20 protein-coding genes are annotated in these 20,879 nt (G+C 38.1%); 9 read left to right on the top strand and 11 right to left on the bottom strand.

Annotated features, from left to right (window positions below; genetic code table 11):
- The first annotated feature begins 30 nt into the window (after positions 1-30).
- From mfd to OSH00_RS06110, 3 genes are all read left to right on the top strand, one after another.
- A complete protein-coding gene (mfd, locus tag OSH00_RS06120; protein WP_266129686.1) occupies positions 31-3,492 on the top strand; it encodes a transcription-repair coupling factor in 3,462 nt (1,153 codons plus the stop codon).
- A 229-nt stretch (positions 3,493-3,721) separates the two neighbouring features.
- Positions 3,722-4,156: an HIT domain-containing protein gene (locus tag OSH00_RS06115; RefSeq protein ID WP_004830893.1), complete on the top strand. Its 435-nt coding sequence runs from the start codon at positions 3,722-3,724 to the stop codon at positions 4,154-4,156.
- 57 nt (positions 4,157-4,213) lie between these two features.
- On the top strand, positions 4,214-5,650 hold the full coding sequence (locus OSH00_RS06110) for an adenylate/guanylate cyclase domain-containing protein (protein ID WP_004830892.1): 1,437 nt from the start codon (positions 4,214-4,216) through the stop codon (positions 5,648-5,650).
- A gap of 131 nt (positions 5,651-5,781) precedes the next feature.
- Here the strand turns inward: OSH00_RS06110 and fdx are convergent, their stop codons facing one another.
- The 8 genes from fdx to OSH00_RS06070 form a co-directional block, all read right to left on the bottom strand.
- The gene (gene fdx, locus OSH00_RS06105) at positions 5,782-6,120 is read right to left on the bottom strand and encodes an ISC system 2Fe-2S type ferredoxin (RefSeq protein ID WP_004830890.1); all 339 of its coding nucleotides are present in this window, start codon (positions 6,118-6,120) and stop codon (positions 5,782-5,784) included.
- Between the two features lie 17 nt (positions 6,121-6,137).
- A complete protein-coding gene (gene hscA / locus OSH00_RS06100; RefSeq protein WP_196076814.1) occupies positions 6,138-7,997 on the bottom strand; it encodes a Fe-S protein assembly chaperone HscA in 1,860 nt (619 codons plus the stop codon).
- Between the two features lie 66 nt (positions 7,998-8,063).
- Positions 8,064-8,579 (bottom strand): Fe-S protein assembly co-chaperone HscB, encoded by a 516-nt coding sequence (hscB, locus tag OSH00_RS06095; protein WP_196076815.1) that lies wholly within the window; start codon positions 8,577-8,579, stop codon positions 8,064-8,066.
- A 100-nt stretch (positions 8,580-8,679) separates the two neighbouring features.
- A complete protein-coding gene (iscA, locus tag OSH00_RS06090; RefSeq protein WP_004830887.1) occupies positions 8,680-9,000 on the bottom strand; it encodes an iron-sulfur cluster assembly protein IscA in 321 nt (106 codons plus the stop codon).
- Between the two features lie 46 nt (positions 9,001-9,046).
- A complete protein-coding gene (gene iscU / locus OSH00_RS06085; RefSeq protein WP_058971838.1) occupies positions 9,047-9,433 on the bottom strand; it encodes a Fe-S cluster assembly scaffold IscU in 387 nt (128 codons plus the stop codon).
- A 108-nt stretch (positions 9,434-9,541) separates the two neighbouring features.
- Positions 9,542-10,759: an IscS subfamily cysteine desulfurase gene (locus tag OSH00_RS06080; RefSeq protein WP_266129685.1), complete on the bottom strand. Its 1,218-nt coding sequence runs from the start codon at positions 10,757-10,759 to the stop codon at positions 9,542-9,544.
- A gap of 1 nt (position 10,760) precedes the next feature.
- A complete protein-coding gene (locus OSH00_RS06075) occupies positions 10,761-11,234 on the bottom strand; it encodes an Rrf2 family transcriptional regulator (RefSeq protein WP_004830884.1) in 474 nt (157 codons plus the stop codon).
- 141 nt (positions 11,235-11,375) lie between these two features.
- The gene (locus OSH00_RS06070; RefSeq protein ID WP_266129684.1) at positions 11,376-12,029 is read right to left on the bottom strand and encodes a hypothetical protein; all 654 of its coding nucleotides are present in this window, start codon (positions 12,027-12,029) and stop codon (positions 11,376-11,378) included.
- A gap of 270 nt (positions 12,030-12,299) precedes the next feature.
- Here OSH00_RS06070 and OSH00_RS06065 point away from each other — a divergent pair, with 270 nt between their 5' ends.
- The 3 genes from OSH00_RS06065 to OSH00_RS06055 all read left to right on the top strand — a co-directional run bounded on the left by OSH00_RS06065 (position 12,300) and on the right by OSH00_RS06055 (position 15,222).
- A complete protein-coding gene (locus OSH00_RS06065; RefSeq protein WP_266129683.1) occupies positions 12,300-12,779 on the top strand; it encodes a phasin family protein in 480 nt (159 codons plus the stop codon).
- 165 nt (positions 12,780-12,944) lie between these two features.
- Positions 12,945-13,217 carry an HU family DNA-binding protein gene (locus tag OSH00_RS06060; protein WP_004720620.1) on the top strand — a complete coding sequence of 91 codons (273 nt, stop codon included), beginning with the start codon at positions 12,945-12,947 and terminating at the stop codon, positions 13,215-13,217.
- Positions 13,218-13,347: 130 nt separating this feature from the next.
- A complete protein-coding gene (locus OSH00_RS06055) occupies positions 13,348-15,222 on the top strand; it encodes a SurA N-terminal domain-containing protein (RefSeq protein WP_266129682.1) in 1,875 nt (624 codons plus the stop codon).
- Positions 15,223-15,304: 82 nt separating this feature from the next.
- Here the strand turns inward: OSH00_RS06055 and OSH00_RS06050 are convergent, their stop codons facing one another.
- Complete coding sequence (locus OSH00_RS06050; RefSeq protein WP_196076864.1) at positions 15,305-16,225, bottom strand: AraC family transcriptional regulator; 921 nt, start codon at positions 16,223-16,225, stop codon at positions 15,305-15,307.
- Between the two features lie 191 nt (positions 16,226-16,416).
- Between OSH00_RS06050 and OSH00_RS06045 the strand changes: the two genes are divergently transcribed.
- The 3 genes from OSH00_RS06045 to OSH00_RS06035 all read left to right on the top strand — a co-directional run bounded on the left by OSH00_RS06045 (position 16,417) and on the right by OSH00_RS06035 (position 20,157).
- The gene (locus OSH00_RS06045; protein ID WP_266129681.1) at positions 16,417-17,634 is read left to right on the top strand and encodes an alkane 1-monooxygenase; all 1,218 of its coding nucleotides are present in this window, start codon (positions 16,417-16,419) and stop codon (positions 17,632-17,634) included.
- Positions 17,635-17,948: 314 nt separating this feature from the next.
- A complete protein-coding gene (locus tag OSH00_RS06040; protein WP_266129680.1) occupies positions 17,949-18,431 on the top strand; it encodes a winged helix-turn-helix transcriptional regulator in 483 nt (160 codons plus the stop codon).
- A 412-nt stretch (positions 18,432-18,843) separates the two neighbouring features.
- Positions 18,844-20,157 carry a hypothetical protein gene (locus OSH00_RS06035; RefSeq protein ID WP_266129679.1) on the top strand — a complete coding sequence of 438 codons (1,314 nt, stop codon included), beginning with the start codon at positions 18,844-18,846 and terminating at the stop codon, positions 20,155-20,157.
- A gap of 78 nt (positions 20,158-20,235) precedes the next feature.
- Here the strand turns inward: OSH00_RS06035 and OSH00_RS06030 are convergent, their stop codons facing one another.
- Together OSH00_RS06030 and OSH00_RS06025 are read right to left on the bottom strand one after the other, a co-directional pair.
- Entirely contained in the window at positions 20,236-20,547 is a 312-nt protein-coding gene (locus OSH00_RS06030) for a TusE/DsrC/DsvC family sulfur relay protein (RefSeq protein ID WP_266129678.1), read from the bottom strand.
- A gap of 42 nt (positions 20,548-20,589) precedes the next feature.
- A complete protein-coding gene (locus OSH00_RS06025) occupies positions 20,590-20,874 on the bottom strand; it encodes a DsrH/TusB family sulfur metabolism protein (RefSeq protein WP_266129677.1) in 285 nt (94 codons plus the stop codon).
- Positions 20,875-20,879 lie beyond the last annotated feature (5 nt).

The following is a 20,879-nucleotide window of genomic DNA, read 5'->3' as shown; positions in this document are numbered from 1 at the left end:
TGGCTTATGTCTTTTAGACCCGATATAAACATGTTTAAGCAAGAAATCTCTGACCTTAATTTAAAACAATTGAAAGCAGGCGAAAAGCGTTGGATTGGTACAATGCTTGGCTCTTCTGCTGCCTTACTCTTTAAGGAAATAACGGAGAAGTCTGAACAACTTTTTGTACTGGTTGCGCGCAATAATCAACACTTGACGCAACTTGAAAGTGAACTTGAATTTTACGGTGTTAAACCAACAATTTTTCCAGATTGGGAAATCTTGCCCTATGACCGTTTATCACCACATCAGGATATAGTGTCTGAACGACTGTCTATTCTTGCCAATATGCCACAAAAAGGTATTTTGTTGGTATCAGCAACAACATTGGCACAGCGAGTTGCGCCAACCTCATGGATTTTAGGTGAACATTTTGATATTAAGGTTGGTCAGAAGTTTGATTTAGAACAACAAAAATTAAAACTAGTGCAAGCAGGTTACCATTTGGTGGATACGGTTTATGACCACGGTGAATTTGCAGTACGGGGCAGTATCATGGATATCTATGCGTCTGGGCAAAATGCACCAATCCGCATAGATTTGTTTGATGATGAAATAGACAGTTTAAAATTCTTTGATCCTGAGACTCAAAGAACAACAACAAAACTTGAGCATTTAACTGTATTACCCGCTAAAGAGTTTCCTTTAAAAGAAGCGCGTTCAATATTCAGAGATCGCTACGCTGAAAGTTTTCCAACAGCAAATCCCAAAAAAAATCCAATTTATCAAGATGTATTAGAGGGAATTGCATCGCCTGGATTGGACTTTTATTTTCCTTTATTTTTTACCCAAGCTGCGATGCAGACACAAAGCTGTTTGACATCGTACTTACCCAGCAATGCAATTGTCATTACAGATAAGTACATTGAGGAAGGTTTAACCCAATTTTGGGCAGATGTCATGCGCCGTTATGAAGATAGACGGCACAATATTGATCAACCACTACTGCCACCTGAAGAAGTTTTTATAAAACCCAATCAGTTGTTTGAACATTTAAACCAGTTTGCAAGAATCATTGCATCTACAGAGCAGATCGAATTAAAAACAGGTTGTATTAATCTATCTGTCGAAATACCACCAAAATTACCTGTCGACCCAAAACAAGAACAACCTTTTAAGGTCGTCAAACAATATGTTGATGATGCCAATCATCCTGTGCTATTGGTGGCAGAGAGTGCTGGACGTCGTGAAACTTTGAAAGACGCCCTAAGAGCGAGTTTGGGAGAAATCCCTGTTGTTGAGAATTTTCAAATTTTCCAGCAATCGAATTTCTCCGTTGCGATCACAAACGCGCCTTTAGACCGTGGTTTGGTCGTTTGTGATGAATTATCGGTAATTTCTGAAAATCAGCTTTATGAGCATCGGGTTGTACAGCGTCGTCGTAAGCGTCAACAGGAAGTTTCCGAAGAGTTTTTAATTCGAAGTTTAACTGAACTGAATATCGGTGCACCCGTGGTTCATGTTGACCATGGTGTTGGTCGTTATGCCGGTTTGGTTACATTGAATATTGATGATCAGGATTATGAGTTTTTGCAACTCAACTATGCCGACGGTGCAAAAGTTTATGTACCTGTGACCAATCTGCATCTCATCAGTCGTTTTAGTGGGGGTGATCCAGATTTAGCACCTTTGCATAAGCTTGGAACGGATGCATGGAACAAAGCGAAACGAAAAGCACTCGAACAGATTCACGATGTTGCTGCTGAATTATTGCATATTCAAGCACGACGCCAGTCAAAACCGGGTATCAGTTTTGAATTGGATCAAAGTACATATATGCAGTTTTCGAGTGGCTTTGCCTATGAGGAAACCCTAGATCAAGCCAATGCAATCGAAGCAACATTATATGATATGCAACAAGCCAAACCGATGGATCGTTTAGTCTGTGGTGATGTGGGGTTTGGTAAAACAGAAGTTGCGATGCGAGCAGCTTTTGTGGCTGTTCAGAACAATCGACAAGTGGCGGTTCTTGTACCTACCACATTGTTGGCACAACAGCATTATGAGTCTTTTAAAGATCGTTTTGCTGATTGGCCGATCCGTGTTGAAGTGCTCTCTCGTTTTGGAACAAGTAAAAGTCATGTCAAAATAATTGAGGATTTGGTTGAGGGTAAAGTTGATATCGTCATTGGAACTCACAAAATCCTTCAAGAAAATGTGCAGTTTAAAAACTTAGGCTTGATGATTGTTGATGAAGAGCATCGTTTTGGTGTAAGGGATAAAGAACGCATCAAAGCCATGCGTGCTGATGTGGATATGCTGACGCTGACGGCTACCCCGATTCCACGAACGCTGAATATGGCATTTGGGGGGATGCGTGATCTTTCGATTATTGCAACACCACCGGCACGTCGTTTAGCTGTTAAAACTTTTGTGAATGAGCAAACCAACGAGACCATGAAAGAAGCGATTTTACGTGAATTGCTTCGTGGTGGGCAGGTTTACATCCTGCATAATGAAGTCGATACCATTGAACGAGCTGCGGAGAATATTCGTCAACTGGTTCCTGAAGCACGGGTCGCTGTTGCACACGGTCAAATGCGCGAACGTGAACTCGAACAGGTCATGCAGCAGTTTTATCACAAAGAATACAATGTTCTGGTGTGTTCAACGATTATTGAAACGGGAATTGATGTTCCGAATGCCAATACGATTATCATTGAGCGTGCAGACAAGCTGGGGCTTGCGCAATTGCATCAACTGCGTGGCCGTGTCGGGCGTTCGCATCATCAAGCGTATGCATATTTGATGGTACCTTCGCTGAAAGGGCTAAAAGGTGATGCAGAAAAGCGTTTAGATGCGATTTCAAGAGCATCGAATCTGGGTGCAGGTTTTATGTTGGCAACTGAAGATTTGGAAATACGTGGCGCCGGTGAGTTACTTGGTGAACAACAAAGTGGTTCAATGAATGCCATTGGTTATAGTTTATATATGGAAATGCTGGCTAAAGCGACCAAAGCCATTCAACAAGGTAAAACGCCAAATTTTGATACTCCGCTTTCGCTCACCTCGGAAATTACTTTACACATGCCTGCATTGATCCCTGATGAATATCTAGGTGATGTACATCAGCGCCTTATGTTCTACAAACGGATCAGCAATACAGATACAGCAGATAAATTAGACAATATTCGGATGGAACTGATAGATCGTTTTGGTGTGCCACCACAACCTGTCAAACAGTTATTTAGTGTGCATCAAATTCGTATCAAGGCAGAGCAGTTGGAAATCACCAAGATCGATATTGGTGCACATGGTGGTGTGATTGAATTTTCACCTGATACACCAGTGCAAGCGATCAGTATCATTCAATTGATGCAAAAACATCCGACCTGGTTCCGTATGGAGGGTGGTCAACGCCTGAAAGTAATGGTCATGTTGGAAGAATACGAGAAGCGGATTCAGTTTGTGCAAGATTTATTGAATAACTTGCTTGCTGAATTAAAGCGTTAATTTATCAATATGTTGAAGATGAATAATCTTTATTCAGTACTGAGAAAAAATCATGAAATTTTTTCAGAGATGCTCTTGAAAAAAAACAACGATTCTTTAAAGTGTAATTGTGATCAGGTTCAAAACAAACTGTGTTTATTTGTACCGAAACACGAGATAACCAATATTCACACGAAAACCGATGTGATAGTATTAGCCATCCTTTTAATTTTGCGTCATTTATAAAGATATGTTTAGTTTGCATCCACAACTTGCTCAAGATACTTTTTTTGTAGGCGATTTCCCGCTTTCAACATGTCGTTTAATGAATGATATGCAATTTCCGTGGTTAATTCTTATCCCACGCGTACCTGGTATCACTGAATTATATGAATTGAGCCAAGCTGACCAAGAACAGTTTTTGCGCGAGTCAAGTTGGTTGTCTAGTCAACTGTCACGTGTTTTCCGTGCTGACAAGATGAATGTGGCTGCATTGGGCAATATGGTTCCACAATTACATTTTCACCATGTGGTGCGTTATCAAAATGATGTAGCTTGGCCTAAGCCTGTATTTGGCTTGCAGGCGGTTCCATACACCAATGAAGTGCTAGCACATATGCGTCAGACATTGATGTTGGCATTGCGTGGTCAAGGTGATATGCCGTTTGATTGGCGTATGGACTAAGTTTTTAAAACAGCACAAGGGAAGTGTTTAATAAAATGACATCCGAGGTAAAATATTTTGCCATTTGAACGTATGTTAGATAAAGAGCCTAAGCAATTTGAAATATTCCAGCGTTTTATGGGATATTTGATTATTGCACTGCTTGTTATCATTTATTATTTTACTTCTCCTGTTGCTAACTATCAGTTCTATGTTCCTTTTTTCATTGGTTTTATTTTTTTAGCCAGCCCCAAATTTTCTCGCTGGCTGGAATACTCTTACGGTTCAAAAATCCGTAAAAATATCTATTTTTTAGTGGATGTTATTGTTGTTTCGACAGCACTGGCTGCAGTACATTTGAGTTTGGTGGTTTCTTTTGTACTGTTGTTTGCACTGATCTATACTGCCATCAACAGTAAAATTTCTTTCATGATGGCGTCTTTAGCTATTCTGATCGCTTTTATTGTTTTCTATACCAACATTATCTTCATTTTTGGCTTCTACGATTATTTCCAGCAAACCAGTCCCGAACTTTCAGTGCTGTCTTTTATTGGCATTATTCTGTTCGTTAATATCGGTAATTATTACCAAAATCGCCGTATTAAAAGTGTGGAAATCAAAAAAAACACCTATTTCAATGAAATGAACCGCTATATCGAGTTGTCAAATCAACTCAGCCGATATGCACCATTGCAACTTTGGCAAGCGATCATGCGTGGGGACACTGAAGCAAAAATTGAATATAAACGTAAAAAAATCACAGTTTTCTTTTCGGATATTCAAGGTTTTACGGAATTATCGGAAACATTGATTCCAGATGATTTGGCATTTGTTCTAAATGATTATCTGAGTCATATGACTGAAATTGCAAAGCAGTATGGTGCAACCATTGATAAATTTATGGGCGATGCAATTCTGATTTTCTTTGGTGACCCAGATTCACAAGGTGTGGAGCAGGATGCAAAAAACTGCATCGATATGGCAATTGCCATGCGACAGCAAATGAAGTTTCTGCGTGAACGCTGGGTGAAAATGGGATATGCGCCATTACATATCCGTATGGGTGTGAGTACAGGCTATTGCCACGTTGGGAATTATGGTGCTGTACATCGTATGGCCTATACGATTGTTGGTCGCGATGCAAACTTGGCTGCACGTTTGCAATATGCTGCGGATATCGATGAAATTCTTGTTTCAGATGAAACTTATAAATTGATTAAAAATGATTATCTCTGTGCGCCTAAATCACCTATTGAATTAAAAGGTATTCAAGGTAAGGTGAGAACTTGGCAGGTCATGGAGAAATACTCCGCCAGTAAAAATGAAAATCAGCAATGGTTTGACTATGAATATAAAGGCTTTCATTTGGTGCTCAATTTAGAGGAAGTGCAAAATTTTGAGTATCCAGAACTGGTTGAAGTACTTGAAAAAATGGTCGACCGTATTAAAGTTCAGCAACGACTGACCAATGCTCAGGGTGTTGCTAGATTAAATGCTGAAGATGAAATTCGCTAACTGGCTTTAAAATTTTAGGTCATAGATTCAAATCAGCTGTTAGGGTTCAAGATTGAACAATGAATTAAAAAATAAAAAACCACTCAATTGAGTGGTTTTTTATTTTTTAATTCAGCATTTTTATGAATCATTTAGTGATTTTCAGAAGCATGGTTAATGGTGTATTTAGGAATTTCTACTTCCATATCTTCATCGGTAATTTTAACTTGGCATGAAAGTCGTGAGTCAGGCTCTAAGCCCCATGCGCGATCAAGTAAATCTGCTTCAATATCATCCATTTCTTCAAGTGCATCAAAACCTTTGCGTACAATAACATGACATGTAGTACATGCCTTAGACATATCACAGGCATGCTCAATTTTAATACCATTGCTTAATAAACTTTGGCAAAGATTGGCATTTGGTTCAACTTCAAACTCAGCACCATTTGGACAAATTGTTGCATGAGGTAGTACTTTAATACGTGGCATAGTCTTTACCTTATAAATTAGTTTGAGTTTGACCAGTCATCAAGTTTAGTGCCTTTGAGCGCATGATCAATATGCTGATTCATACGCTCTGCAGCAAAAGCATCACTATGGATTTTTAACTGCTCAACAGCATGTTCAATAGATTTTATATCGTCTGTTTCAAGCTGTGCTGTCAACTGTTCAGCTGCAAGATTCAATCCTTGCAGTTGTTCGGGACTGAGTAATTTACTATCCACTTTCAGTGCTTGTTCTAAAGCCTCGAGTTCACGACGAGCTTCAACCTTTGTTTCATTCAAGTGACGTAAATGTTTGTCTTCTTCAGCGAACTTATAACCATCAAGTAAAAGACGTTCTGTATCCGCTTCAGAAAGACCGTAAGAAGGCTTGATGTCAATCTTTGCATGGACCCCTGAAGTGGTTTCTTTTGCAGACACGGAAAGTAACCCATCTGCATCGACCTGAAAGGTCACTTCAATGCGTGCCTGACCCGCGGTCATAGGAGGAATACCATGTAGTACAAAGCGCCCTAAACTACGGCAATGCTCAACCAAATCACGTTCACCTTGCACAACATGAATCAACATGGCGGTTTGACCATCTTGATAGGTGGTGAATTCTTGACGGCGTGCTACAGGAATCGCTGTATTGCGAGAAATTAAGCGCTCTACCAATCCCCCCATGGTTTCTAAACCAAGTGAGAGAGGCGTTACATCAAGCAGTAATGAGCCATCCTTTGAGTTGCCAATCAGTTGATTTGCAGTGATGGATGCGCCGATCGCTACGACTTCATCAGGATTGATTGTGCAGAGGGGTTCTTGGTTGAATACTTCACGAACTGCTTTTTGAACAGCATAAGAACGAGTAGAACCACCCACAAGTACCACATTTTGGATATCATCCAGGGTAAGCTTTGCATCGCGCATGACACGTTTGCATACACTTATTGTTTTATCGAGTGCTACTTGTATAATCTGTTCAAAGCTTGTGCGGTCTAATGTGAGATGGTGTGTCAGCACTTTAATATCAACAGATTCAGCATCACTCAATGCTTCTTTAGCTTTGCGAGCAGAAACAATGAAATGTGCGTATTCTGCATCGTCCAGAGTATCAATGTTAAGTTGCTTTTTTGCCCATTTTACAATCAAACGATCTAAATCATCACCACCCAGTGCAGTATGGCCGCCCGTGGCTAAAACTTCAAAAACACCTTGTGAGAAACGTAGGATCGAAACGTCAAAAGTACCGCCACCTAAATCGTAGATAACATAATTGCGATCTGTTGCAAGGTTGGTGTCTTGATCTAAACCATAGGCAACAGCTGCTGCAGTAGGTTCATTCAATAAGCGTAATACATTCAGCCCGGCCAACTCAGCGGCATCGCGTGTTGCCTGACGTTGCGCTTCATCGAAATAGGCAGGCACAGTAATAACGGCGCCATTTACAGGATTACTCAGGCTTTTTTCAGCACGGTCTTTTAATTGCTTTAAAATTTCAGCCGAGATTTCTACAGGCGTTTTTCGACCTTGTGCCGTTTCAAAAGTAGGCATTTCATTGTCTGCACCTGTTAAAGTATGTGGGTGCTGAAATTTAATATCTGCTTTAGAACGTCCCATAAAACGTTTTACTGAGACAATGGTATTTTTGGGATCGGTCGTAATGAATGGTTTTGCTGCATCACCATATTCTGTCGAATTTTTAGAATAATGTACGATGGATGGAAGTAACACACGACCTTGTTCATCATTCAGCACTTTGGCTTTACCTGATAATACCGTCGCCACCAAGGAATGTGTTGTACCTAAATCTATTCCAATGGCAATACGGTGTTCGTGTGGCGCACTTGATTGTCCTGGTTCAGCAATTTGCAAGAGTGCCATTTGTTACATCCTTAAAATAAAAGCTAAAAACAAATTCATGTTCAACATGTAGTTAAAATTAAAAAGTTAGAAATCATCATCCAAGCTAAAATCTTCATCATCAAGAAGTTGATCTTCAGCTTTGTCTATGTCATTCATTACTTTTTGGAAAAAACGCAATTTCCGTACAGTATCACGTGCTTCAGCCCAGTCTTCTTCAGCAAAATCAATTTTGAATTCACGAACTAAGCCATCGATCCATTGTTGCACTTCTTTTTTTAGAGAATGCAGTTGATCTGTATTTGTTGCTTCATCGAGTTGCTCACGAATTTCTAGAGCAGATTGCAAAAATTCAAAATCATTAATTGATTGATCTAAATGATGATCTTGTTTTTTGAGTGAAAGTAAATATGCGGCACGGCTATCTACATGTGATAGGGCTTTATATGCTTGATTAATCTCACTCGATTTAATTAAAGCTTTGTCTTTATCATCCGCTTTATCAGGATGATACTGCTGCTGCAAGTTTAAGAAATTAGCTTTTAATGTTGCTAAATCAATATCGAGTGCTTCAGGGAGATCGAACAACTCAAAATGACTCATGGGAGATACTCATCCACGATGTTTTGCTAGAAAACAGGGTAATTAAATATGATTAAAACAGTGCAAGACACTGTTTTAACATGAAAAAAGTGCAGGGCGATTATACAGTGAAAGATTCACCACAACCACATTCACCTTTTTTATTGGGGTTATTGAACTCGAAACCTTCATTGAGACCATTTTTTACATAGTCCATTTCCATGCCATCGAGATATACTAAACTTTTAGGGTCTACAAAAACTTTAACACCAAACTGTTCAAAGATTTGATCATGTTCGTCAATATCATCAACAAACTCAAGTACATATGCTAAACCAGAACAGCCTGAAGTTTTCACACCAAGACGAATACCTTCACCCTTACCGCGATTCTTTAAGTAATTGCTGATATGAGTTGCAGCATTTTCAGTTAAATTGATCATGAAAACTCCATTAAAAAATTATCTGTAAAAACTTAAGCAACAAATATTAAGCTTTAGTTTTCTTGCTACGGTAATCTTCAACAGCAGCTTTGATTGCATCTTCTGCAAGTACAGAGCAGTGCACTTTTACAGGAGGAAGAGCAAGTTCAGTTGCGATATCAATATTCTTAATCGCTTGGGCTTCGTCTAAAGTTTTTCCCTTTAACCACTCGGTTACTAATGAGCTAGATGCAATTGCAGAGCCACAACCATAGGTTTTAAAGCGTGCTTCTTCGATTACACCATTGTCATTCACTTGGATCTGTAAACGCATTACATCGCCACATGCAGGTGCACCGACCATACCTGTACCAACATTTTCTGCATTTTTATCCAAAACACCAACATTACGAGGATTTTCGTAATGATCAATTACTTTTTCACTATAAGCCATGATGCTTCTCCAAACCTCGGGGTCAGCGTTAATAATATGTATTGCTACAATCTAATATGGTGGCATTTCACTGATTTTCAATGAAATGCCGTGTTTGATTTTAGAAACTTAGTGTTCAGCCCATTCAACTGAATTTAAGTCGATACCTTCTTTGTACATGTCCCAAAGCGGTGAAAGTTCACGCAATTTCTCAACAGCAGCTTTGGTAATTTTAATCACATGGTCGATATCTTCTTCAGTCGTATAATGTCCGAAGCTGAAGCGAATTGAGCTATGCGCCAATTCATCAGAAAGACCAAGTGCGCGAAGTACATAAGAAGGTTCAAGTGTTGCAGATGTACATGCTGAACCAGATGAAACCGCAACATCTTTGAGTGCCATCATTAATGATTCACCTTCAACGAAGTTGAAACTTACGTTTAAGTAGTTTGCAACATTATATTCAGGATGACCATTTAAGAACACTTGTTCTAAATCTTGTAAACCATTCCAAAGCTTGTCACGAAGTACACGTAGGCGCGCTTGTTCTTCATGTAAAGTTTTACCTGCGAGTTCAAATGCCTCACCCATACCCACAATTTGGTGAGTAGCGAGTGTGCCTGAACGCATACCGCGCTCATGACCGCCACCATGAATCTGTGCTTTTAAACGTACACGAGGACTACGACGTACAAATAATGCACCGATACCTTTAGGACCATAAACTTTATGGCCAGAAAAGCTCATCAAGTCGACTTTCATGGTTGAAAGATCAATTTCAACTTTGCCCGCAGCTTGCGCAGCATCTACATGGAAGTAAGTCTTGTTGGCACGAGTAAGTTCACCAATCGCAGCAACATCCGTAACTGTACCAATTTCATTATTGACCATCATCAATGAAACAAGAATAGTGTCTGGACGAAGGGCAGCTTGGACCATTTCTGGAGTAATCAAACCTGTTCTAGGTTCTGGTTCAAGATAAGTAATCTCAAAACCTTCTTCTTCCAATTCACGGCAGGTATCTAAAATTGCTTTATGTTCAATTTTACTGGTAATGATATGTTTGCCTTTAGAACCATAAAATTGAGCAATACCTTTTAACGCAAGGTTATCAGATTCAGTCGCGCCTGATGTCCATACGATTTCTCGTGGATCAGCTTTAACTAAATTTGCGACTTGTTCACGTGCATATTCAACTTTTTCTTCAGCTTGCCATCCATAAGCATGAGAGCGAGAAGCTGCATTTCCGAAGGTACCATCAAAGGTTAAACACTCCATCATGCGTTCTGCTACTTGAGGATCAACAGGCGTAGTTGCTGCATAATCAAGATAAATCGGACGTTTCATGTCAAATACCTGTAACCGATAAAAGGGCTGAATCATGGGGTGCTGAATTTTGGCGAACCGCAACGGTTTGTACATTGTCGCGAGCGACTAAGTCGGCAAGGGTGATTTTAGCTAAATAATCGGCAATATGGAGAGAGAGTTCTTGCCATAAATCGTGAGTCAAACACATTGCGCCATTTTGACAATTGCCTTTATGATCACAACGAGTTGCATCCACAGTTTCATTTACAGCTTCAATAATTTCTAAGACAGTAATTTCTTCAGCATGACGCGCTAAGTGATAGCCACCATTCGCGCCTCGAACACTTGAAACTAAGCCATGACGCTTTAATTTAGCGAACAATTGTTCAAGATAAGCGACAGAGATCGTTTGGCGGGCTGCAATTTCTGCAAGCGTAATCGTTTGCTCAGTAGGCTGCAATGCTAGGTCGAGTAGTGCAGTCACTGCATAGCGACCGCGAGTAGTTAGGCGCATGATTCGATACACATGTTTTAGACTAGATGTATGAATTTTATGAATCCTGACTAAATTAGTCAAGTATTTTTAAGCTTAATTCTGACTAATTTAGTCAGAATTATTGATTATTGTTATAAGAATAAAATCACATAAAATATTTTACATGAATATTTGCCATAAATTATACATGATTAGTGCAACAAATAGAAAGCCTAATACACCTAAAGCCGTATATAAACGCTGTTGATTTTGCTGCAGACGACGAACACGATTTTGATATTGTTTCACCTCAACTTGAAGGGTATTGATCTTTGAGCGTTGCTGATCAATTTTTTCCAGCAAAGGGGCGATACGTTTTTTTGATGCACGTGTCTGATTGTCATCATCTGGATGAGTTAACCACTGTTTCCAATCTGACAAGAGTTTAGGTGCTGTCAAATGAATCACCAGATCACGAAACTGATCTTTAAGAATGTCACTGCCTTCTAAACGCATTTTTTTCATACTGCGGCGATTGGCAAAAACAAAAATTTGGACCAAATCAATTAATGTACTACTAACAGAAAGGTCTACAGGTTTTTCAGGCGCTTGCAAGTCAAACAAAATGCCGCGATCGGTAAATTGAATATAGAAGTCAAAATAAGGAATGTAACTATTTATTTTAATGGTCATTTGCTGTTCGACAAATTTTTTTGCTTGTAAACGAACAACACGATCATGCTTTAATACAAAAGAATAAATAGTTTCCAAGATAATCATGACAATGTTTAGCAACAAACGAGAGTGACCTTGCTTTTGTTGCGATTCATTCATAAAACATTCCTATAACAAATTGAGAATCCGATCTCTAAAATAACTTTGAAACAAATTTATCTGTGATGTGAAACACATTATTTCAACAATCATATAAAAAAAATATTTAAATGACCATTGTTGAATTGGCAAGTGTTCCTTAACATTAAACAATTACTTTGCTTTTGTAGAACAGTTTAGCAAAAGGTTCAATAGCTTTATTTGATATTATAGATATATTTTCTACATAATTTGGTCATATAGGTCATTAAAAGCTGGAGTTTTGGGCAAATGGAGCAGGATATGAAAAAGAGCAATAAAGAACAATTCGGTCTGCAGGAAGACCAAAATGAACAGCATTTATCACATTCAAAATCGAGAAATCATAAAAAATCAGCACTAGATTTTAGAAAATATACAAAACAGATTTGGTTGGCGGGGCTGGGTGCCTTTTCGCGTGCAGAAGAAGAAGGCAATAAATTATTTGATTCTTTAGTCAAAGTTGGAGAGGAACTTGAATCAAAAACAGTTGAAGTCACTGATCAAACGGTCAATAAAGTGTCAGAGAAAACCAAAGAATCTGTCACGGAAACCAAAGATAAAGTAGAAAAGCTTCTCGATCATGGTGTAAATCACTCGCTTAATCGAATAGGTCTCGTCACGGCAAAGGATCTTCAACACCTTGAGAGCTTGATTATGCAGTTACACCACAAGGTGGATGCATTGGCGGATGAGAATCAAAACTTACGCGAGCAATTGCTCAAAAAATGAAATAATCGGGATGAATCAAAAAAAAAACTCATTTTTAGTCGTAATTTTTGAGAAAAGCGTGTTTGGAGTCTTGCGTTTTCCCCCAAAGCATTGCTATAAAGTCGTCATGGCCTTTGATCTACAGCCTTGGAACTTAAACAAACGAAATAAGAGGACGTAATCTTCATGAATAAATCAGAATTAATCGATGCGATTGCAGAAAAAGGGGGATTGTCAAAGTCTGATGCAGGTAAAGCATTAGATGCGACTATTGCTTCAATTGGTGAAGCGCTTAAAAAAGGCGACACGGTTACTTTAGTAGGCTTTGGTACTTTTAGTGTTAAAGACCGCGCTGCACGTACTGGTCGTAACCCTAAAACTGGTGAAGAGCTTCAGATTAAAGCAAGCAAAGTGCCTAGCTTTAAAGCTGGTAAAGGCTTAAAAGACTCAGTAGCTTAATCTGAGCTTATCGAAAGCGCGCCCATGTGGCGCGTTTTTTATGAAATAAAATTAAATTATCAGTGATTGCTCGTTCATTCATCTCACAATTTCAGTTAGAATCCTTACGAAATATAATATTGGAATACTCATGGAATCGTTTCGCACTCTCATAAGGGGCTGGTTTGGTAAAGTTCTCCTTGTGTTATTTTTAGCGCCATTTGCGGTGGTCGGTATTGAAGGTTATTTCAGTGGTGGGCAAAAAGCAGATGTGGCTAAAACTGTTAATGGTCAAGATATTTCTAAAAAAGAGTTAGAAACGGTCACCAAAAGCTATACGGATCAGTTATTGGCAAACCCTGCAGTCCATGGGGACGAGTCATTGTTAAACAAAGAATTTATTGCAAATAAAGCACTGGATTATCTGATCAGCCAAAGTCTTTTGAGACAACAAGCAGATAAATTGGGTGTGACTTTGAGTGATGCTCAAATTGAACAGAAAATTGCGCAAATTCCTGCTTTTCAGGAAAATGGTAAATTTTCGAATAATTTGTATGCGAATTATTTACGTTCACAAGGCTTAACCAGTCAAGCATTTATTCAAAATATTCGCCAGGATTTTGCGTTGAGTATTCTGAGTTCAACGATTTCAGATAATGCATTGATTAGTCAGTTGGATATTCAACAGATCGCAAATTTGCAGTCTGAACAACGTGAATTATTTTTATCGAGTGTAAAACTGGATGATTATAAAGCTAACGTTAAAGTAACGAACCAAGAAATTGCAGATTATTACAACAAGCATCTAAATAAATTTAAACAGGTTGCTGCTGTAGATGTGGATTATGTTGTGTTGAGCCCTGCAACATTGAGCCAACCAAATGCTGCTGTGTCCGATGCAGAGTTGAATCAAGCATATGCGCAATTTGTAGAGAAATATAAGCAAAATTTAAAACATGATGTAAAGCACATTCTGATTACAACCGATTCACGTACTCCTGAACAAGCTGCAACTTTGGCAAATGAGATCTATGCAAAAATTCAGGCAGGTATGACTTTTGCTCAAGCGGCTGCACAATACTCTGAAGATCCAGATTCTAAAGTAAAAGGTGGCGCGCTCGCAGCCTATACGCCTGGTGTGTTCGGAGCTGATTTTGACAAAGCTGTTGCCTCGACTGCGAATGGTCAAGTGGCGAAACCTGTAAAAACAGATTTTGGCTATCATATTATTGAAGTCAATACACCTACGGGAACAATTCCATCATTGGAAAGCAAAAAGGCGGAATTAACAGCTGAAGTACTGAAAAACAAATCTGCAAATTACTTCTCAGATACTGTAAATAGCTTAAATGACCAAGTTGTGAATAGCGATTCGCTTGATGTGGTAGCCCAAGCCGTGAAAACAGTACAGGTTCAGTCAGCGAAGAATGTTAATTTAGCCACGAACAATCCTGTTTTGGCAGATCCTGCGGTTAAAACGAAATTATTTGCCGAGGATGTTAAAAACGGCAATACAACAGCTTCTGGTAATATACAAATGGCCAATGGTGATGTGGTGTGGATCAAGGTCCGTAAATACTATCCAGCGGGCACCCAACCTTTAGCTCAGGCTACAGCACGTGTGAAAGCACAGTTGATTGAACAGAAAGCATTTGATGCTGCACATGCAAAATTGAATGCAATGATTGAAGATTTCAAAAAGTTACCTGCACAAGCAGTGACTGCGAAATACCAATCTAATTTTGTACATGCAGGAACATTCACGCGTTCACAAGGGCTTAAACGCGAAATTGAACGTGCTGCATTCAGTCTGCCTGTACCCAAAGCGGGTATGTGGTCTGTGACTACAGCCAAGTTACCTGATGAATTGGTCGTTGTAGCAGTTGCCAATGTGAAAAAAGCAGATATTGCTCAAATGAATCCGGCTGAAGTACAACAGTTGACGCAAATGTACCAAAAATTCCGTGGTGAACAATTACTTGATGATTATTCTCGTTATTTGAAATCACAAGCCAAGATTAAATAATTGTGAAATTTAGCAAATAAAAAAGCGCTTCGGCGCTTTTTTATTTGCTTGTGTGTTTTGCCCTGAATCTGTGTAGTCATGGTTAAAGCTGATTACGGTATTGACTTGGGCTTAGTTCAAATTGCTTTTTAAATGCTTGGCTGAATGCGGTTTCAGAAGAATAGCCTACTTGATGGGCAATTTGCTGAATGGAGAGTTGACCTTGTTTAAGCAGTTGGCTGGCCAGACGTAAACGGTGCTGCTGTAAATATGCCAGCGGTGTCTCGCCAATAATCTGATTGAATAGACTGGCAAATTTTGAGCGAGACATACAACAGGTTTCAGCTAAACTTTCTACGGTCCAGTTATGTTCAGGGCGACTATGGATGGCTGCTAAGGCATTTGATAATTCAGGATGAATCAATGCATTCAACCAGTTATTGTGGTCTTGCATTTGTTCAATGAAATCTCGCACGGATTCAATCATTAAAATGCTCACCACATGATCCATAATCTTGTTTTTGCCTGCGACAGTTCTACGCGTTTCAGCAGATACAAAATACAGCCCGATTTTAAGCCACTCGGGCGCTTCATCACTCAATGCATTTTGAATGTGTAGGAAGGGAGGGAGTGCATTGATTAATGGACGTGCCATAATCGCATTCATATGGCAGCGTACAGTCAGTATCAAAGTTTTTTCTGAACTACCCTGACCAAATTCGATGGCATCCTGTCTGAGTCCATCAAACAAAGGTTCAATATTTAAGTTTTCAATCAGTTGGGTATTTGGCTGGTTTTTAACGGTATGGGCTAATCCTGCGGGAATTAAAAACATATCACCCGTGTGTAAAGTGACATGCATTGAAGGGGAAAATTCTAAATAAGCATCGCCATACAAGACAATATGTGCAATGACCGCATCTTGTTTAGGGCTCTGGAATGACCAGTCGCCTTGCGCTTGCAGATAAATATATTCTGAATGGTTGAGATGAATATCATCAAAAATTTTACTTAAAGCATCCATAATTATGGTTTAAATTTCCTATTTTCAAATAATAAAAAGCTGTGATGTAATTAAAACATGTGCGTAAAGGACAATCCCTGTGTTGAAGATGCCAAAGACTTTTTCATAGGTTTTATGGACGCTTGCAACTGTCTTTCAAGTGATCTTTATTTAAATATATAGATAAGTAGAAAGATAGGGAAGATACAGCCATGAATGCACCAGTTCAATTGACTGAACAGCAATTGCTAGAAATAAAACCGAAGTCTGGTTTGGCACTTGATAAAAAGCGTTATCTTTGGATGATTAGTCCATCACTGCCAGTGATTGGTTTGGGTATTTTGGCGGGCTATCATGTTGCACCTAAGCCACTTAAAAAAGTTTTTGCATTGGGTGGTCCGATTGTATTGCATGTGATTATTCCTGCTATTGACTCTTTAATTGGTAAAGACCAAAACAATCCAACGGCTGAAGATGTCAAATTACTCGAACAAGATCCTTATTATTCTCGATTAGTTAAATCTTTTATTCCTATTCAATATGCAGCAAATGTGTATGCGTGCTATTTGGTTGGGCGTAAGCAAACTTCATTGCTTGATAAGATACTCTTGGGTATTTCAATGGGTGCGATTAACGGGATTGCCATCAACACGGCGCATGAACTCAGTCATAAACATGATCGTATGGATCATATTTTATCACATTTGGCTTTAGTTCCTTCTGGATATAATCATTTCCGTATTGAACATCCTTATGGACACCATAAGCGTGCTGCAACTCCAGAAGATCCAGCTTCTTCACAGATGGGTGAGACTTTTTATGAGTTTTTACCGCGTACAGTCATCGGATCATTTAAATCCGCAATCGAAATTGAAACCAACCGCCTTAAACGCAAAGGGCTTGGGTTTTGGTGTAAAGACAATGAGTTGTTGCAAGGCTGGAGCATGACTGCTGCATTCCATTCATCCATGGTAGGGCTATTTGGTCAAGGTATATTGCCTTATTTGGCTACGCAGTCCGCATATAGTATTGGTTTATTTGAGATCATTAACTACATCGAGCACTATGGCTTATTGCGTCAAAAGGATGAAACAGGCAAATATGAACGTACCATGCCAGAACACAGCTGGAATAATAATAATATTGTGACGAATCTGTTCTTGTATCAGTTACAGCGTCATTCAGATCATCATGCTTATCCTACACGCCCATTTCAGGCATTACGTCATTTTGATGAAGCCCCTGAGTTACCAAGTGGTTATGCAAGTATGTTGTTGCCAGCGATGATTCCATCTTGGTGGTTCAAAATCATGGATAAACGTGTATTTGACCATTACAAGGGCGATTTGAGTAAAGCCAATATTTATCCAAAACGTCGCGCCAAAATCTTTAAAAAATTTGGTGTAATTGATAAATTACTCAATAAGTAAGTATACAACATGTAATAAAAGTCCAATATTGGGCTTTTATTACATTTAACTTTTTGATCAATCAAGTGCTTTTTAATATCGAACAACATATAATCGTTTGAATTCACCATTTAATGAATTACATCATCCTTGAAAAAAATGATCATTTAAGCAGATTGTATGCTTCAAAAGAGGTTGTTGAATCGGATGAAATTTTATTCATTAAAATAGCGCCAGACAAAAAAATCTTTTTAAAAATACTATCTTTCTTATTGTGTTTCTTCCATAGTATAAATAAGTAATTTTAGATGCTAATAGGTTATTTGGACGTTTATATGAAATGGGAAGAAATAGGCAATCAACCTTGTTCAATTGCGCGCACGTTGTCAGTTCTAGGTGATCGTTGGACGATGCTTATTCTTCGTAATGCATTTATGGGAATGCGTCGTTTCGATGATTTTCAAGCAAATTTAGGCGTCACTCGTCATGTACTCGCGGAGCGTTTAAAACGTTTGGTTGAACATAAAATATTGATCAAAGTTCCCTATGTTGAGCGACAAGAGCGTTTTGAGTATCGTTTAACGGAAAAAGGTCTAGAGCTTTATCCAATTTTATTGACAATGGTGACGTGGGCAGATAAATGGATGGATGAAGGTTTAGGTGCACCGATGGCATTTGAGCATACTGCATGTGGGCATAAATTTACTGCCGTTTTGATCTGTTCTGAATGTCAGCAGGCCATTACAGCACGTCAGGTCAAACCTTCAATTACACCCGCATTTTTTCAATATTTAGAGAAAAGTAATAAACAGGCATGATTGACTTGTGTGAATCTAGCCTTACTTAAACCTGAACGATAAAAAGGTCAGCCATGTAATAATAAAACATAAAGCTGAAATATCTTTAAAAAATAAGCATCGTTTAGGCTGTAATTCCATCTTAAATGGTATTTTTCACAGACATTCAATATCATCTATTATTTTGATATATTGATGTATGTGAAGGTGTGGGAAATTTATACCATATGGGATAAAAAAATATATAATTAAAACTTGAATTAAAAATTTGAGTTTAAAGCTAAACAATAACTTTTTGTGAAACTAACATTGAGATCATTAACAATGAATAATCTTTTATTTTAATTAAAAGTTATAAGTACTTAATAGATGATAATTATTTAAATGAAAAAATATTTTAATAGCTTAGGAAAATGTAATACGGAGCGATGATATGGGAATTGGATCAAGCCCTACAGTTGGAGAAACATGTGATAGTTGCTTACAGAAGTTCACAATTCACTTTCGAAGATGTGAAGATAATATCTATGATGGAAGTTATGGTTTTGATTGGTACAGACCCGAATATTTTAAAAAGTTAACCTATTTTAGAGCCAATACCGCAGCAGAATTTGGAAAAAAAGTCGCTTTAGTCAGTGGTTCTATAGCCTCATTAAAAGCGACTTATACCAGTGATCAAATCAGTAAAATTAGCCCATTTGGTACTGAATATATTCCTGCGTGGTTGGCGATCTACCCATTTTCACAGGAAAATATGGACCATTCTAATTCTTTGAATCGTGAGGTGAGGTTAAATTTAGAGTTAAAGTTATTAAATTCAGAAAATAATTTTTCCTTAAATAATGATGGTTCCAAGATTAAATTTGAGGTTTCGAATCCTCATATTGTTATTGAGCCAACAGAGCTCAGTATCGAAGATTTTATTTACGCAAATAAAATGACCCGAGATTTAGGTGAAGAGAATAAAAGAGAAGAAGAGACTTATTATCTAGCATCCGAGATCGTTAAGATTAAGTGTGTAGGTCCTTTACAAAAACATGGAGAAATCATCGTTACAGCAATAAAAGGTGAGGCGCAAGAGAAAGTAGGGAAGCTGATGATTTACCATAATGCGGTAATTCCAACTTTAAAAGTTGTTTTTGTAGATGTAGTGACTGATGGCCTAAGCCAAAAACGTACGCATGATTATGAGGATTTTTTAAAAAATAGATCATTTAACCAAGCCTTAATTAATGTAGAAATAACAAATGCTCCAGAGTTTGATTTTAGAAAATATCGTAAAAATGATGTCGATGTAAATATTTCTTTAAATAAACTTAATATCAATGATACCAGTTATTTTTTAAGTGATTTAAGTAAATTTTATAAAAAATATCAAGATAAAAATTTAGCAATAAAAAACTATGTTTTTGTAACAAATGTTTCAAAAAAAGAAGGCGTTGGAAGTGGGGGAGAAAGTGTTGTTTTATTAAAATGCCCACAGAATATATTTAATCAAGTGGTCGTACATGAGTTGGGACATCGTTTTGGACTAGATCATATATTTGAAGCACAGAAATTAACTGCCAAAGGATCGAGTTTTCAGTTTTTACGAGGCACAACAGCTAATTTTTTAGATTATGATCATAGAAAAAGTGATGATAATGAAAAGAATAATAACAAGTCTAAAGCTATAGCCAATCCCAATTTATCATTGAAATATTTTTTCAAATACCAATGGGATTTACTTAGAAAAAGAGTGAAATAATCTATTTATCTAAGCCCTAATCTAGAAGGGTTCGTTCACCTTAACATATATGTGAACGAATCACTGTCTATAAATAGATTACAAGCAATTTGCAGGTTTAGGAATACCTGCCAAACGACTTAAATGTCGAGCAACTAGGCCTGTATTAAACTTATCTTGCAACACAGCATTATCAATTTCAGGACTTACACTTTTCATTAAAAATTTAATCAATGGGCGAGTTGCAGGAGAGTGGCCAAATTGAGTGTAAAATTGACGAACAGCGTATAGAATTTCGAAATGCCAAGGAGTAAGCTCCAGTTCTAAACTTTGTGCCAGCGCTTGAGCAACCTGTTCATCCCAAATCGTATAATCAACTAAGTGACCGTCTTGATCTAATTCTAAACGCATAAAACAACCTAAATGATAAAGCAATAAAACCACAGTGATAATTTATTTTAAACTAACGCAGCGTGTGAAGTCTAAAACCAGTTCTGCAAACTGTGCATAGTTGATTAATTGAATGTGATTTGGGCACTTTTCTGGGAGAATTTCCGCATCATTTTCTAAGATGTACAAATTTCTCTTCTGTTCTAAGCGATCGTCATGTGCGTATAGCACGGCGTCCCCCATTAAAATGATATGATCATGGGGAGAATACATTTGATCAAGTTGGGTTAAAATTCGATCTGTTTGGGAAAAGCATGATTGAATTAAGTAAAGTGTTTTATCAGACATTCGTA

It is taken from the genome of Acinetobacter nematophilus (genome assembly GCF_026344175.1).
Lineage (GTDB): Bacteria > Pseudomonadota > Gammaproteobacteria > Pseudomonadales > Moraxellaceae > Acinetobacter > Acinetobacter nematophilus.
The sequence above is the reverse complement of the archived record's forward strand: the minus strand, read 5'-3'. Positions and strand labels throughout refer to the sequence as shown.